Source organism: Klebsiella sp. GG_Kp175 (assembly GCF_040062325.1).
In the GTDB taxonomy this organism is placed as follows: domain Bacteria; phylum Pseudomonadota; class Gammaproteobacteria; order Enterobacterales; family Enterobacteriaceae; genus Klebsiella; species Klebsiella quasipneumoniae.
The window spans coordinates 78,367-92,257 of record NZ_JBEAFX010000005.1 but is presented as its reverse complement, the minus strand read 5'-3'; the positions used below and the strand labels follow the sequence as shown (position 1 = coordinate 92,257).

The 13,891-nt window shown below is 58.0% G+C and carries 13 protein-coding genes; 8 read left to right on the top strand and 5 right to left on the bottom strand.

The window, feature by feature from the left end; all coding sequences use genetic code 11:
• The first annotated feature begins 84 nt into the window (after nt 1–84).
• The gene (locus tag ABLU73_RS11975; RefSeq protein ID WP_017901206.1) at nt 85–1,710 is read left to right on the top strand and encodes a sensor histidine kinase; all 1,626 of its coding nucleotides are present in this window, start codon (nt 85–87) and stop codon (nt 1,708–1,710) included.
• The gene (locus ABLU73_RS11970) at nt 1,700–2,398 is read left to right on the top strand and encodes a response regulator (RefSeq protein ID WP_194006887.1); all 699 of its coding nucleotides are present in this window, start codon (nt 1,700–1,702) and stop codon (nt 2,396–2,398) included. Before ABLU73_RS11975 ends, ABLU73_RS11970 begins: the two co-directional genes overlap by 11 nt.
• Before the next feature lie 30 nt (nt 2,399–2,428).
• Here ABLU73_RS11970 and djlA read toward each other — a convergent pair whose 3' ends face one another.
• Entirely contained in the window at nt 2,429–3,256 is an 828-nt protein-coding gene (gene djlA / locus ABLU73_RS11965) for a co-chaperone DjlA (RefSeq protein ID WP_008807470.1), read from the bottom strand.
• Nucleotides 3,257–3,499: 243 nt separating this feature from the next.
• On the opposite strand from djlA, the gene lptD reads away from it, so the two are divergent.
• From lptD to apaH, 6 genes are read left to right on the top strand one after another with little or no spacing between them, the layout of a single operon-like run.
• Nucleotides 3,500–5,848 carry an LPS assembly protein LptD gene (lptD, locus tag ABLU73_RS11960; RefSeq protein ID WP_032455544.1) on the top strand — a complete coding sequence of 783 codons (2,349 nt, stop codon included), beginning with the start codon at nt 3,500–3,502 and terminating at the stop codon, nt 5,846–5,848.
• Between the two features lie 54 nt (nt 5,849–5,902).
• On the top strand, nt 5,903–7,189 hold the full coding sequence (gene surA / locus ABLU73_RS11955; protein ID WP_004204278.1) for a peptidylprolyl isomerase SurA: 1,287 nt from the start codon (nt 5,903–5,905) through the stop codon (nt 7,187–7,189).
• Nucleotides 7,190–7,194: 5 nt separating this feature from the next.
• Nucleotides 7,195–8,184, top strand: coding sequence for a 4-hydroxythreonine-4-phosphate dehydrogenase PdxA (gene pdxA / locus ABLU73_RS11950; RefSeq protein ID WP_226548879.1), 990 nt, complete (start codon nt 7,195–7,197; stop codon nt 8,182–8,184).
• Nucleotides 8,181–9,002, top strand: coding sequence for a 16S rRNA (adenine(1518)-N(6)/adenine(1519)-N(6))-dimethyltransferase RsmA (gene rsmA / locus ABLU73_RS11945; protein WP_004204275.1), 822 nt, complete (start codon nt 8,181–8,183; stop codon nt 9,000–9,002). Before pdxA ends, rsmA begins: the two co-directional genes overlap by 4 nt.
• A 2-nt stretch (nt 9,003–9,004) precedes the next feature.
• Complete coding sequence (gene apaG, locus ABLU73_RS11940; RefSeq protein ID WP_004204274.1) at nt 9,005–9,382, top strand: Co2+/Mg2+ efflux protein ApaG; 378 nt, start codon at nt 9,005–9,007, stop codon at nt 9,380–9,382.
• Nucleotides 9,383–9,386: 4 nt separating this feature from the next.
• A complete protein-coding gene (gene apaH / locus ABLU73_RS11935; protein WP_004204272.1) occupies nt 9,387–10,235 on the top strand; it encodes a bis(5'-nucleosyl)-tetraphosphatase (symmetrical) ApaH in 849 nt (282 codons plus the stop codon).
• Between the two features lie 208 nt (nt 10,236–10,443).
• On the opposite strand, the gene folA is transcribed toward apaH, so the two are convergent.
• The 4 genes from folA to ABLU73_RS11915 all read right to left on the bottom strand — a co-directional run bounded on the left by folA (nt 10,444) and on the right by ABLU73_RS11915 (nt 13,853).
• The gene (folA, locus tag ABLU73_RS11930) at nt 10,444–10,923 is read right to left on the bottom strand and encodes a type 3 dihydrofolate reductase (protein ID WP_004204271.1); all 480 of its coding nucleotides are present in this window, start codon (nt 10,921–10,923) and stop codon (nt 10,444–10,446) included.
• A gap of 173 nt (nt 10,924–11,096) precedes the next feature.
• Entirely contained in the window at nt 11,097–12,962 is a 1,866-nt protein-coding gene (gene kefC, locus ABLU73_RS11925; protein WP_004204270.1) for a glutathione-regulated potassium-efflux system protein KefC, read from the bottom strand.
• Nucleotides 12,955–13,488 (bottom strand): glutathione-regulated potassium-efflux system oxidoreductase KefF, encoded by a 534-nt coding sequence (gene kefF, locus ABLU73_RS11920; RefSeq protein WP_004204269.1) that lies wholly within the window; start codon nt 13,486–13,488, stop codon nt 12,955–12,957. The genes kefC and kefF overlap by 8 nt, the downstream gene beginning before the upstream one ends.
• A 131-nt stretch (nt 13,489–13,619) precedes the next feature.
• Complete coding sequence (locus tag ABLU73_RS11915; RefSeq protein WP_002888059.1) at nt 13,620–13,853, bottom strand: YgdI/YgdR family lipoprotein; 234 nt, start codon at nt 13,851–13,853, stop codon at nt 13,620–13,622.
• Nucleotides 13,854–13,891: the final 38 nt, after the last annotated feature.

Below are 13,891 nucleotides of genomic sequence, written 5' to 3'. Positions count from 1 at the left end.
TGATCACAACTTTCCTTTAACATTTACGTCACGTGACAGAAAAATGATAGAGTGCCGGTATGGTGAATACGTCGTCCGGGACCTATGAAATTATCTTTTCAATATAAGCTGTTTATTTCGCTGGTCGCTTTTTTCTCAGTCCTCTTTATCGCGCTGGGTATTTATTATTACTTTGATGCCAGCCGCCAGCTTTATCAGGAAATGAGCGCCCGGGCCAAAATTCAGGCCGAAGAGATAGCCCTGATGCCAAATTTACGTCAGCAGGTCAGCCGGCATGACCCACAGGCGATTCAGGCGTTTATGCAGCAAATCGCCGCCCATAGTGACGCCAGCTTTATCGTCATCGGCGACCGCCAGGGGGTGCATCTGTTTCATTCGGTCCATCCGGAGTGGGTCGGCACGCGGCTGGTTGGCGGCGACAACCAGGCGGTACTGGAGGGAAAATCCATTACCACCATTCGCAAAGGCGGACTTGGGGTCTCGCTGCGCAGCAAAACGCCGATCGTCGATGACGAGGGGCGGGTGATCGGCATTGTCTCCGTCGGCTACCTCACCAGCTATCTCGACAGCATTACCCTGACCAAAGTGATCAATATTTTTATCGCCGCCGTTCTGCTGCTCATCGCCCTGTTTATCTTCTCCTGGTACTTTACCCGCAGCATCAAAAAGCAGATTTTTTCGCTCGAGCCGCGGGAGATAGGCCTGCTGGTGCGACAGCAAAAAGCGATGATGGAGTCGATCTTTGAGGGGGTGATCGTCATCGATCGCCAGCGGCGCATTGAGGTGATAAACCATGCCGCCCGCAGCCTGCTGGGACTCAGCCAGCCCGCCAGTCAGCTGCGCGGTCAGTCGATTGACAGCGTGATTTCCCCGCAGCCCTTTTTCGCCAGCGGCGACATGCTTGAGCGCGACACCCACGATGAGCTGTGCCGCTTCAACCAGTTGACCGTGCTCGCCAGTCGGGTACGCATTATGCTGGAGAATACCCTGCAGGGCTGGGTGATCACATTCCGTGACCGCAATGAAATCAATGCCCTCACCGCCCAGCTGAGCCAGGTGAAGCGCTATGTCGACAATCTGCGCATCATGCGCCACGAGCAGCTCAACCGGATGACTACCCTCTCCGGCCTGCTGCATATGGGCCATTATGACGAAGCGATCCGCTATATTCAGGCCCAGTCGGAACATGCTCAGGAGCTATTGGACTTTATCTCCTCGCACTTCCACTCGCCGACGCTGTGCGGTCTGCTGCTCGGCAAAGCCACCCGCGCCCGCGAAAAAGGCGTGGCGCTGAGCTTCGACCCGGCCTGCCGCATCGACCGTCCCCTGCCGTCGCTGATGGAATCCGAGCTGATCTCCATCATCGGCAACCTGCTGGATAACGCCATCGAAGCCACGCAGCGCGCCGAGCTTCCGCATGAGCCGGTGGAAGTCCTGATCCAGCTCAACGCCCGGGAGCTGATTATCGAAGTGGCCGACCGCGGCGTCGGCATCCGCCCCGATATCCGCGAGCGCATTTTTGAACGCGGCGTCACCACCAAAACCCGTGGCGATCACGGCATTGGTCTGTATCTTATTGAACATTATGTCACTCAGGCGGGCGGCACCATCGAAGTCGCCGATAATGCGCCGCGGGGAACGATCTTCACCCTGTTTATCCCGGCCGACGCACCTGCCCGTCCGCACCCGGAGGCCCACGATGCATCATGACCTGGTCGATGTGCTAATCATTGAAGATGAGAGCGAGCTGGCGCGCCTGCACGCCGAGCTTGTGCAGAAACACCCGCGTCTGCGGCTGGCGGGCATGGCGGCCTCCCTCGCCCAGGCCCGCCAGTTGCTCCAAGCCACCCCGCCGCAGCTGGTACTGCTGGATAACTATTTGCCGGACGGCAAAGGGGTGACGCTGATGACCGATCCGGCGCTGGCGACCAGCCAATGCTCGGTGATCTTTATCACCGCCGCCAGCGATATGGAAACCTGCAGCCAGGCTATCCGCAACGGCGCCTTCGACTATATTCTTAAGCCGGTATCATGGAAGCGGCTGAGTCAGTCGCTGGAGCGTTTTATCCAGTTCTACGATCAGCAGCGGGAGTGGAAAATCGTCGATCAGCAGAACGTCGATTCCCTCTATCAACTGCAGGCGAAGAACTATCGCGTAGATAGTGGCAGCAAGGGGATTGAAGAGAAGACGCTGGCGCTGGTGCAGGGTCTGTTTAGCGGCCGGGAAGCGCACTGCTTTTCCGTTGATGAGGTGGTCAGCGCCGCCGGACTCAGCAAAACCACCGCCCGCCGCTATCTTGAACACGGCGTTGAGACCGGGTTTCTGGAGGTGGAGATGCTGTATGGAAAAATCGGCCATCCGCGGCGGCTGTATCGCCGCGCACAGGCCAAACGCTAACCCCTCTCGCCGGACGAGGGGCTGAAAAACTCAGAAGCCGCGCTGTTCTTTGATCAGCTCCCAGGCCTTCTGGATCTCCTGGGCTTTCTGTTTGGCCATCTCCATCATCTCCGGCGGCAGCCCTTTCGCCACCAGCTTGTCCGGATGGTGCTCGTTCATCAGCTTACGATAGGCGCGCTTCACCGTCGCCGCGTCGTCAGTCGGTTTCACCCCCAGCACGTTGCAGGCGTCCTCCAGCGTTGGCCCGCGCTGCGCCTGCTGCCAGCCGGCGTTGCCGCCGTGCTGACCATAAGATTGCTGCTGCGAACCGCCGCCGAACTGGGCGCCACCCTGCATCATTCGCAGGAATTGATCGAACTGGGCGCGAGAGATACCAAGCTCATCGGCGATGACGAACAGCACTTCACGTTCGTTAGGGTGCAGTTCGCCGTCAGCGAACGCCGCCTGCAGCTGAATTTCCAGAAACATCCGAATCAGATCGAAGCGGCCAAAGCAGACGCTGCGCAGCTGGCGCATCTTCTCACGCAGCGGATAATTGTCGGCCTTGCCGTCGCGAAACGCCTGCTGCGCCGCGGTACGCGAAGCGCCGTGCAGATTCATGCGATCCATCAGCACATTGGCGACGTGAATATCCGCCTCAGTAACGCGGCCCTTGGATTTGGTCAGATGCCCCATCACTTCAAAGGTGGTGGAAAAGAAGAGCGACTGACGCTCCTGCTGATTGGCGAAGAGATTCAACCGGCGGCTGCGCGCCCGGTCAAACATATGGCCGACCAGGAAGCCGAGCACCACGCCCCAGAACCCACCGCCCATCAGCAAAGCTACTGCCACGCCAATCACTTTACCCAAATACTGCATAGACTCCCCAACTGTTTGTCGCCGTTAAGCACGAATATGACCGCACGTTACCCGGCACTCGCGCCTCGGTCAATTGTGGGACATAGCCTATAATTTGCTTTATCATACTCGTCATTCAACAGGGTGCCTAACGCTCGGGCTCGAAACGGGCAGGATTAACACTAGCGTGATAAAGTTGAGTAAGTTAGGCTCTGACCGTTTGCAAGCCGCTGCCACAAGATGATGGAACAATAAATACAACGTATGAAAAAACGTATTCCCAGCCTCCTGGCTACGATGATTGCCAGCGCCTTGTATAGCCAACAAGGCCTCGCTGCCGATCTCGCAACGCAATGTATGCTTGGCGTGCCAAGCTTTGATCGTCCGCTCGTGGAAGGGCGGCCTGGCGATCTGCCGGTGACGATTAACGCCGATCATGCGAAGGGCAATTACCCGGACAACGCCGTCTTTACCGGCAACGTCGATATCAACCAGGGGAATAGCCGCCTCCGCGCCGACGAAGTTCAGCTGCATCAGCAGCAGGCCGCGGGCCAGGCGCAGCCGGTGCGCACAGTGGACGCGCTGGGCAACGTGCATTACGACGATAACCAGGTGATCCTCAAAGGACCAAAAGCCTGGTCGAATCTGAATACCAAAGATACCAACGTCTGGCAGGGCGATTATCAGATGGTCGGACGCCAGGGACGCGGTACTGCTGACCTGATGAAACAGCGCGGTGAAAACCGCTATACCATTCTGGAAAACGGCAGCTTTACCTCCTGTCTGCCGGGCTCCGACACCTGGAGCGTCGTGGGCAGCGAAGTTATCCACGATCGCGAAGAGCAAGTCGCCGAGATCTGGAACGCCCGCTTCAAGCTTGGCTCCGTGCCGATTTTCTACAGCCCCTACCTGCAGCTGCCGGTGGGCGATAAGCGTCGTTCAGGCTTCCTGATCCCGAACGCGAAATACAGCACCAAAAACGGCGTGGAATTCTCCCTGCCGTACTACTGGAACATCGCGCCAAACTTCGATGCCACCATCACCCCGCACTATATGAACAAGCGCGGCGGCGTGATGTGGGAAAACGAATTCCGCTACCTGACCCAGCTCGGCAGCGGCTTAACGGAGTTCGACTACCTGCCGTCGGATAAAGTCTACGAAGATGACCACTCCAGCGACAGCAACAGCCGCCGCTGGCTGTTCTACTGGAACCACTCCGGGGTTATCGATCAGGTGTGGCGTCTGAACGCTGACTACACCAAGGTCAGCGATCCTGACTACTTCAACGATTTCAGCTCGAAGTATGGTTCCAGTACCGACGGCTATGCGACGCAGAAATTCAGCGCCGGGTATGTCAATCAGAACTTTGACGCCACGGTCTCAACCAAGCAGTTCCAGGTCTTCGATCGGGAGTCGAGCAACTCCTACTCGGCTGAGCCGCAGCTCGACATTAACTACTACCAGAACGATGTCGGTCCGTTCGATACCCATCTGTACGGCCAGGTCGCCCATTTTGTTAACTCGAATAACAACATGCCGGAAGCGACCCGCGTTCACTTCGAACCGACGATCAACCTGCCGCTGTCGAACGGCTGGGGCAGTCTGAATACCGAAGCCAAGCTGCTGGCGACCCACTACCAGCAGAGCAACCTCGATAAGTACAACGCCGCCAACGGCACGGACTACAAAGAGTCCGTTAGCCGCGTGATGCCGCAGTTTAAAGTCGACGGCAAAATGGTCTTCGAGCGCGACCTGCAGGAGGGATTCACCCAAACGCTGGAACCACGCATGCAGTATCTGTATGTGCCGTACCGCGATCAGAGTGAAATCGGCAGCTACGACTCCACGCTGTTGCAGTCGGACTACACCGGCCTGTTCCGCGACCGTACCTATAGCGGTCTCGACCGCATCGCGTCGGCCAATCAGGTCACTACCGGTATCACCTCGCGCGTGTATGACGCCGCCGCGGTGGAACGTTTTAACATTTCCGTTGGTCAAATCTACTATTTCACCGAGTCACGCACCGGTGATGACAACATCAACTGGGAGAACAACGACACCACGGGTTCACTGGTATGGGCCGGCGACACCTACTGGCGCATTGCCGATAACTGGGGTCTGCGCGGCGGGATCCAGTACGATACGCGTCTGGATAACGTCGCAACCGGTAACGGCACCATTGAATACCGTCGCGATGAAAACCGCTTAGTCCAGCTTAACTATCGTTACGCCAGCCCGGAATATATTCAGGCCACACTGCCGTCATATTCCACCGCGGCGCAATATAAAGAGGGTATCTCGCAGGTGGGGATGACCGCCAGCTGGCCGATCGTCGATCGCTGGTCCGTGGTCGGTGCCTACTACTACGATACCAATACCCGAAAAGCAGCAAACCAGATGTTGGGTGTCCAGTATAACTCCTGCTGCTACGCCATCCGTCTTGGCTACGAACGTAAAGTCAACGGCTGGGATAGCAACAACAACGGCGGCGAGAGCAAATACGACAACACCTTCGGAATCAATATCGAATTGCGCGGTCTGAGCTCTAACTACGGCCTCGGCACCCAGCAGATGCTGCGTTCGAACATTTTACCGTACCAGAGCTCCCTGTGATGCGGCTGGTTTACAACATCATCCGCATTTGCGGTTAATCGAAATGGAAAAAGTATGAAGAACTGGAAAACGCTGCTTCTCGGTATCGCCATGATCGCGAATACCAGTTTCGCTGCCCCCCAGGTGGTCGATAAAGTAGCGGCCGTCGTCAATAATGGCGTCGTGCTGGAAAGCGACGTCGATGGTTTGATGCAATCGGTTAAGCTCAATGCTGGTCAGGCTGGCCAACAGCTGCCGGATGACGCGACCCTGCGCCATCAGATCCTCGAAAGACTGATCATGGACCAGATCGTGTTACAGATGGGGCAGAAGATGGGCGTGAAGGTCTCTGACGACCAGCTCGATCAGGCCATCGCCAACATCGCTAAACAAAACAACATGACCATGGATCAGATGCGCAGCCGTCTGGCCTATGAAGGCATCAACTACAACACCTACCGTAACCAGATCCGTAAAGAGATGCTGATTTCGGAAGTGCGTAACAATGAAGTGCGTCGTCGCATCACCGTGCTGCCGCAGGAAGTGGAAGCGCTGGCCAAACAGATCGGCGACCAGAACGACGCCAGCACCGAGCTCAACCTGAGCCACATCCTGATCCCGCTGCCGGAGAACCCGACCTCCGATCAAGTCGCCGCGGCCCAGGAGCAAGCGAATGCTATCGTTGAGCAAGCGCGCAACGGCGCCAACTTCGGTAAACTGGCGATCACCTACTCCGCCGACCAGCAGGCGCTGAAGGGCGGCCAGATGGGCTGGGGTCGTATCCAGGAGCTGCCGGGCATTTTCGCCCAGGCGTTAAGCACCGCGAAGAAAGGGGATATCGTCGGTCCGATCCGTTCCGGCGTCGGCTTCCACATTCTGAAAGTGAACGATCTGCGCGGCGGGACCCAGAACATCTCCGTCACTGAAGTGCATGCCCGTCATATTCTGCTGAAGCCATCGCCAATCATGAACGATGCGCAGGCTCAGGCGAAGCTGGAGCAAATTGCCGCCGACATTAAGAGCGGGAAAACCACCTTCGCTAAAGCGGCGAAAGCGTATTCTGAAGATCCGGGCTCGGCGAACCAGGGCGGTGATTTAGGCTGGGCCACGCCGGATATCTTCGACCCTGCGTTCCGCGATGCGCTGATGCGTCTGAACAAAGGGCAGACCAGCGGACCGGTGCACTCCTCCTTCGGCTGGCACCTGATCGAACTGCTGGATAGCCGTCAGGTCGACAGAACCGACGCCGCGCAGAAAGATCGTGCTTACCGTATGCTGATGAACCGCAAATTCTCTGAAGAAGCGGCAACCTGGATGCAGGAACAGCGCGCCAGTGCGTATGTTAAAATTCTGAGCAACTAATATCGATGCCTGAAACCCGTAAAGTTGTTATCACTCCCGGCGAACCCGCCGGGATTGGCCCTGACCTGGTCGTGCAGCTTGCCCAGCGCGACTGGCCAGTTGAGCTGGTGATCTGCGCCGACGGCGCCCTGTTAACTGACCGAGCCCAAAGGCTCGGTCTTCCTTTATCTCTCCTGCCATACGATCCTGCGCAACCGGCCGTTCCGCAGCGTGCCGGTACGTTGACGCTGCTTAACGTCCCGCTGAGCGTCCCGGCGGAGCCCGGCGTGCTGAACGTACATAACGGCGCCTACGTGGTCGAGACGCTGGCGCGCGCCTGCGACGGCTGCCTGAGCGGCGAATTCGCGGCGTTAGTGACCGGCCCGGTGCACAAAGGCAACATCAACGACGCCGGCATCGCCTTCACCGGTCATACCGAGTTCTTCGAAGAGCGCGCGCAGGCCAGCAAAGTGGTGATGATGCTGGCGACCGAGGAGCTGCGGGTGGCGCTGGTGACGACCCATCTGCCGTTGAAAGCCATCAGCGAGGCGATAACGCCCGACCTGCTGCGCGAGATCATCACGATTCTCGATCACGACCTGCGCACGAAATTTGGTATTGCCCAGCCGCACGTGCTGGTTTGCGGGCTTAACCCGCATGCTGGCGAAGGCGGTCATATGGGAACGGAAGAGATAGACACCATCATTCCGGTGCTGGAAGAGATGCGCGCGAAGGGGATGAACCTCAGCGGTCCGCTGCCAGCTGACACCCTTTTCCAGCCCAAATACCTTGACCATGCCGATGCAGTACTCGCGATGTACCACGATCAGGGCCTGCCCGTGCTAAAATACCAAGGCTTTGGCCGCGGCGTGAACATTACGCTCGGTTTACCTTTTATTCGCACCTCCGTCGACCACGGCACCGCACTGGAATTAGCGGGCCAGGGAACAGCGGACGTCGGCAGTTTTATCACGGCGCTTAATCTCGCCATCAAAATGATTGTTAATACCCAATGAATAATCGAGTCCATCAGGGCCATTTAGCCCGTAAACGCTTCGGGCAGAACTTCCTCAACGATCAGTTTGTGATCGACAGCATCGTCTCGGCGATTAATCCGCAGAAAGGCCAGGCGATGGTTGAAATCGGCCCCGGTCTCGCCGCGCTGACCGAGCCGGTCGGCGAACGCCTTGACCAGTTGACCGTCATTGAGCTGGACCGCGATCTGGCGGCACGCCTGCAGACGCATCCGTTCCTCGGGCCGAAGCTGACCATCTATCAGCAGGATGCGATGACCATGAACTTCGGCGAACTGGCGGAGAAAATGGGTCAGCCGCTGCGCGTCTTCGGCAACCTGCCGTACAATATTTCGACCCCGCTGATGTTCCATCTGTTCAGCTATACTGATGCCATTGCCGATATGCACTTTATGCTGCAGAAGGAAGTGGTGAATCGTCTGGTTGCCGGACCGAACAGTAAGGCGTATGGTCGGTTAAGCGTGATGGCGCAATATTATTGCCAGGTGATCCCGGTACTCGAAGTGCCGCCGAGCGCGTTCACCCCGCCGCCTAAGGTCGATTCCGCGGTGGTCCGTCTGGTGCCGCACAGCACGATGCCGTATCCGGTCAAAGAGATCCGGGTGCTGAGCCGCATCACCACCGAAGCGTTCAACCAGCGCCGCAAGACCATCCGCAACAGTCTCGGCAATCTGTTCAGTGTGGAAGTGCTGACCGAGCTGGGCATCGACCCGGCCATGCGTGCAGAAAATATTTCCGTGGCGCAGTACTGCCAGATGGCCAACTGGCTGTCTGACAATCTGCCATCGAAGGAGAGCTAACCATGATTAATTCGCCTCGTGTTTGCGTCCAGGTGCAAAGCGTCTATATCGAATCGCAATCTTCTCCGGAAGAAGAGCGCTACGTCTTCGCTTATACCGTCACCATTCGCAATCTGGGGCGGAGTCAGGTTCAGCTGCTTGGCCGCTACTGGCTCATCACTAACGGCCACGGTCGTGAGACTGAAGTTCAAGGTGAAGGGGTGGTCGGCGAGCAACCGCATATTCCCGCCGGCGGTGAATATCAATATACCAGCGGCGCGGTCATTGAAACGCCGCTGGGAACCATGCAGGGTCATTATGAGATGATCGATATCGACGGCGCGCCGTTCCGTATCGAGATCCCTGTTTTCCGTCTCGCAGTTCCAACGCTCATTCATTAAAACAATGTCAACATACCTTATTGGCGACGTTCACGGTTGCTACGATGAACTGATCGCATTATTAGCGCAGGTTGAATTCGACCCGCGGAGCGATACGCTGTGGCTGACCGGCGATCTGGTAGCCCGTGGCCCGGGGTCGCTGGAGGTTCTGCGCTATGTCAAATCTCTGGGCGACAGCGTGCGACTGGTGCTGGGCAATCACGATTTACACTTGCTGGCGGTCTTCGCCGGCATCAGCCGCAACAAGCCGAAGGATCGTCTGAAATCACTGCTGGAAGCGCCGGATGCCGATGAGCTGCTTAACTGGCTGCGTCGTCAGCCGCTGCTCCAGGTGGACGAAGAGAAAAAGCTGGTGATGGCCCACGCCGGCATCACGCCGCAGTGGGATCTGGAGACCGCCCAGCAGTGCGCGCGCGATGTTGAAGCGGTGCTCTCCAGCGACTCCTACCCTTTCTTCCTCGATGCCATGTACGGCGACATGCCGAATCACTGGAGCAACGAGCTGAGCGGCCTGGCGCGCCTGCGCTTTATCTCTAACGCTTTTACCCGCATGCGCTACTGCTTCCCGAACGGCCAGCTGGATATGTACTCGAAAGAAGCGCCCGAGGACGCCCCGGCGCCGCTAAAGCCGTGGTTTGCCATTCCTGGTCCGGTCAGCAGTGCCTACAGCATTGCCTTTGGCCACTGGGCGTCGCTGGAGGGACGCGGTACGCCGGAGGGCATTTACGCGCTGGATACCGGCTGCTGCTGGGGCGGTGAACTCACCTGCCTGCGCTGGGAGGATAAGCAGTACTTTACCCAGCCGTCGAACCGGCAGAAAAGCCTCGACGAAGGCGAAGCCGTCGCGTCCTGAGTCTTCCCGGATGGCGGCGCGTTGCGCCTTATCCGGGCTACATTTCCTTGCGATTTGTCGCCCTAGCAGCGCTCCCGAAAGACGAAGCCCGCGACGGGAAACATGGCGCAGAAAAAATAGTAGCAGCGTCATCCACGCTGAATTCACGGCAAAGAAAACCCCGGTCACGCCAGACGCGACCGGGGTTTTTCATTGCTATCCTTCCCGCTTAACGGCGTTCGAGGATCTCAAAGCAGTAGCTGTGGGAGTTCTGCGCGTCGGCGTCATGAAACTCGCTGAACACCGATTCCCACTGGTCCGGATCGTAATCCGGGAAATGGGTATCGCCTTCCACTTCCGCATCGATATGGGTCAGATAGAGCTTCTGCGCCTTTGGCAGGAACTGCTCATACACCCGACCGCCGCCGATCACCATGATCTCTTCCACATCGCCGCAGGCGGCAATCGCTTCGTCAACGGAGGAGACCCACTGCACGCGATCGTCGCTGCCTGGCTTGCTGCTGATCACGATATTTTTACGCCCCGGCAACGGGCGCCCAATGGATTCCCAGGTCAGACGCCCCATCACTACCGGCTTATTTAATGTGTTGCGTTTGAACCAGGCGAGATCGGCAGGCAGGTTCCATGGCATGGCGTTTTCCATACCAATGACGCGATCTACCGCTAACGCCGCAATCAGACTGATCATTCATTCATTCCTGAGTACAAAAAATTGTCGCCACTATACGGAAAGCGTACAACTTCGTCGACTGGCCGGAGGGTAAAGAATAAGAAAATTTTCTGATTTGCTGGCAAGCCCACGTTCACACCGTGGGCCGCCAGAACAGGATCCAAACGAAAACAGAATGTTACTGATTAGCGTCAGGCGGAGGGCTTATTTTCCGGCTCATCGGCGATATCGCCGGTGTGCCTGCCCTCTTCCGTCCCCTGCCAACCGTGCCGCTGCACCAGCGACAGATGATGACGATCTTCGTTGATGATGCCGGTCAGCATATCGCTGGTCCGCTTGAAGACCGCCACCCGCGACGCCGCGTCGTTTTCCGCCATCGCCACCATCTCTTCGACCATCTGCAGGTTGAAACGACGGAACAGATCGGCCCGCTCGCGCGCTTCATACGCGCCGAGCCCCAGCGCCTCCAGCGTCATTCGGCCGGATTTCAGCGCCGCCTCGAAGGTTTCACGCTCCGGGGCATCAACGCCAGCCTGACGCAGCTGGATATAGTGATCGACATCGCGGGCGCGGGAGATAATCTGCAGATGCGGAAAATGCTCTTTTACCCTCGCCACCAGCTCCAGGCTGACGTGCGGATCGTCAATGGCATTGATCAGTACCTCCGCCTTTTCGGCGCCGGCCGACTCCAGCAGATCGACCCGGGTGGCGTCGCCGTAGAAGACCTTCATATCAAATTTGCGCAGAGTATCGACATGGTCCGGGTCGTGATCGAGGATCACCATCTTCACCCCGCTGGAGAGCAGTAGTCGCCCGGCGATCTGCCCGAAGCGGCCAAAGCCGGCGACAATCACCCGCGGCTGCTCTTCATCAATCTCGTCCGCATCCCGCGCCTGGCCGCTGGACGATTTCTCCAGACGGGTCAACAGCACCAGCAGAATGGGGGTTGCCGCCATCGACAGCGCCACCGCCAGGGTCAGCGCCTTTGCCCATTCGCCGTCCAGCACCTCCGCCATCCGCGCGGCGCCAAAGACCACAAACGCGAACTCACTCCCCTGCCCCAGCAGCACCGCAAACCAGCGGCGCTGAGCGCGAGGCACGCCAAGCGGCCTGGCGATAAGCCACAGCATCAGCATTTTTATCGCCAGGAAACCCACCAGCAAAATCACGATACGCAGCGGATGGGTGACCAGGGTGCCGAAATCAATCGACATCCCGACGCCGATAAAAAACAGCCCCAGCAGCAGGCCTTTAAACGGCTCAATATCGCTTTCCAGCGCATGGCGATACTCGGAGCTGGCCAGCAACACCCCGGCGAGAAACGCCCCCATCGCCATCGATAGCCCCACCTCCTCCAGCAACAGCCCAAAGCCAAAGACCAGGAACAGGGCCACGGCGCTGAATACTTCGCGCAGACCGGAACGGGCGACAAAGCGCAGCAGCGGACGGGTCAGATAGCGCCCCAGCACCACCACCAGCGCCAGCGCCGCGGCCACCTTCAGCGCGGAAAGGGCAAAAGCCATCAGCGAAGTGGCGCCGCCGCTGGCCGCCAGCAGCGGGATCATCGCCACCAGCGGGATCGCCGCGATATCCTGGAATAGCAGCACCGCGAAGGCGCTGCGCCCCATCTGCGATACCGTCAGATTGCGCTCATTCATCGCCTGCATGGCGATCGCGGTTGAGGAGAGCGCCAGGGTCATACCGATCAGCTCGGCCACCTGCCAACGCAACCCCAGCAGCATGCAGAAGAGGCCGATCAATACCCCACAGGCCACCATCTGCAGCGCACCGCCGCCAAACACCGAAGCGCGCAGCTTCCACAGACGCTGCGGATCCAGTTCCAGACCAATGACGAACAGCATCAGCACCACGCCAATCTCGGCAAAGTGCAGAATCGCCTCGGCGTCGGTCACCAGCCGCAGCCCCCACGGCCCAATAATACAGCCGGCGATGAGATAGCCCAGCACCGACCCCAGCCCAAGGCGGACGGCGATGGGCACAATCAGCGCCGCGGCGCCCAGGTAAATCAGCGCCTGTATCAGCGTATGGCTATCCATTTTGATGTGCCTCCTGCCAGTCGATTAAGCGTTGACGATAATGGCGGGCCTGCGCCTGCAGCGTTTCGTCATCGCAGATAAAGGTGCAGTGCATGGCGAACGGCGGCAGCCATTTCATCCCGCAGTAGAGCGCCGTGGCCTGCAGCGGCTGCGCCAGCACCGGGAAACCGGGAAACGAACCGATATCAAAGTGGCTTTCACCGCCGCCGGTGGTCACCGCCCACATCAGCGATTTACCGCGCAGCGCAATACCGTTATGGCCATAGGCCCAGCCGTGCGACAGCACTTTGTCCATCCACAGCTTCAGCAGCGGCGGCACGCTATACCACTGCATCGGGTGCTGCCAGATAACCAGATCGGCACGGGCGAGCGCCGCCTGCTCGGCGGCGACATCGATATTAAAGTCGGGATAGAGTTGATAGAGGGAGCGTATCTCTACGCCTTCAAGCGTCCCTGCTTGTTCAAGCATTCGCTTATTCGCATGCGAATGCTGCGGATAAGGATGCGCATAAATTATCAGAATCATTGATTGGCCTGCGTTAGCTCTTGTCGTAATCAGCAAGAGTGTAGACAGTTAAATGAACCGCTTACAATGATAACTGTGATTTATGTCGCGGTGGTGGACACAACGCGCGCCTGAATGGCAAACGTCAGGCCTTAATTATCCAGCTCATCCATAGATTTCACCTGATCGCGGTTAATCTGCTCCACGCGTCCGGTTTCGGCATTTTTGTAAGAGACCAGACCGGTATCATCATCCACCTGCGGTTTACCGCTGGTGACAATGGTCTTGCCGTCGGTGGTTTTGATCGACTGATTCGATGAGCAGCCGGCCACGAACATGATTGCCGTCGCTGCCAGTGCGGATGCCACCAGAATATTGTTCCGCATTGTATCCTCCTGTCTTTTCATCAATAGGTATCGTTATG

Excerpts from the sequence above, each read along its gene's own strand:
- lptD (WP_032455544.1), top strand. The coding sequence starts at position 3,500 with ATGAAAAAACGTATTCCCAGCCTCCTGGCTACGATGATTGCCAGCGCC.
- ABLU73_RS11970 (WP_194006887.1), top strand. The coding sequence starts at position 1,700 with ATGCATCATGACCTGGTCGATGTGCTAATCATTGAAGATGAGAGCGAG.
- ABLU73_RS11915 (WP_002888059.1), bottom strand. The coding sequence starts at position 13,853 with ATGCGGAACAATATTCTGGTGGCATCCGCACTGGCAGCGACGGCAATC.
- pdxA (WP_226548879.1), top strand. The coding sequence starts at position 7,195 with ATGCCTGAAACCCGTAAAGTTGTTATCACTCCCGGCGAACCCGCCGGG.
- apaG (WP_004204274.1), top strand. The coding sequence starts at position 9,005 with ATGATTAATTCGCCTCGTGTTTGCGTCCAGGTGCAAAGCGTCTATATC.
- apaH (WP_004204272.1), top strand. The coding sequence starts at position 9,387 with ATGTCAACATACCTTATTGGCGACGTTCACGGTTGCTACGATGAACTG.
- surA (WP_004204278.1), top strand. The coding sequence starts at position 5,903 with ATGAAGAACTGGAAAACGCTGCTTCTCGGTATCGCCATGATCGCGAAT.
- folA (WP_004204271.1), bottom strand. The coding sequence starts at position 10,923 with ATGATCAGTCTGATTGCGGCGTTAGCGGTAGATCGCGTCATTGGTATG.
- ABLU73_RS11975 (WP_017901206.1), top strand. The coding sequence starts at position 85 with ATGAAATTATCTTTTCAATATAAGCTGTTTATTTCGCTGGTCGCTTTT.
- rsmA (WP_004204275.1), top strand. The coding sequence starts at position 8,181 with ATGAATAATCGAGTCCATCAGGGCCATTTAGCCCGTAAACGCTTCGGG.
- kefC (WP_004204270.1), bottom strand. The coding sequence starts at position 12,962 with ATGGATAGCCATACGCTGATACAGGCGCTGATTTACCTGGGCGCCGCG.
- kefF (WP_004204269.1), bottom strand. The coding sequence starts at position 13,488 with ATGATTCTGATAATTTATGCGCATCCTTATCCGCAGCATTCGCATGCG.
- djlA (WP_008807470.1), bottom strand. The coding sequence starts at position 3,256 with ATGCAGTATTTGGGTAAAGTGATTGGCGTGGCAGTAGCTTTGCTGATG.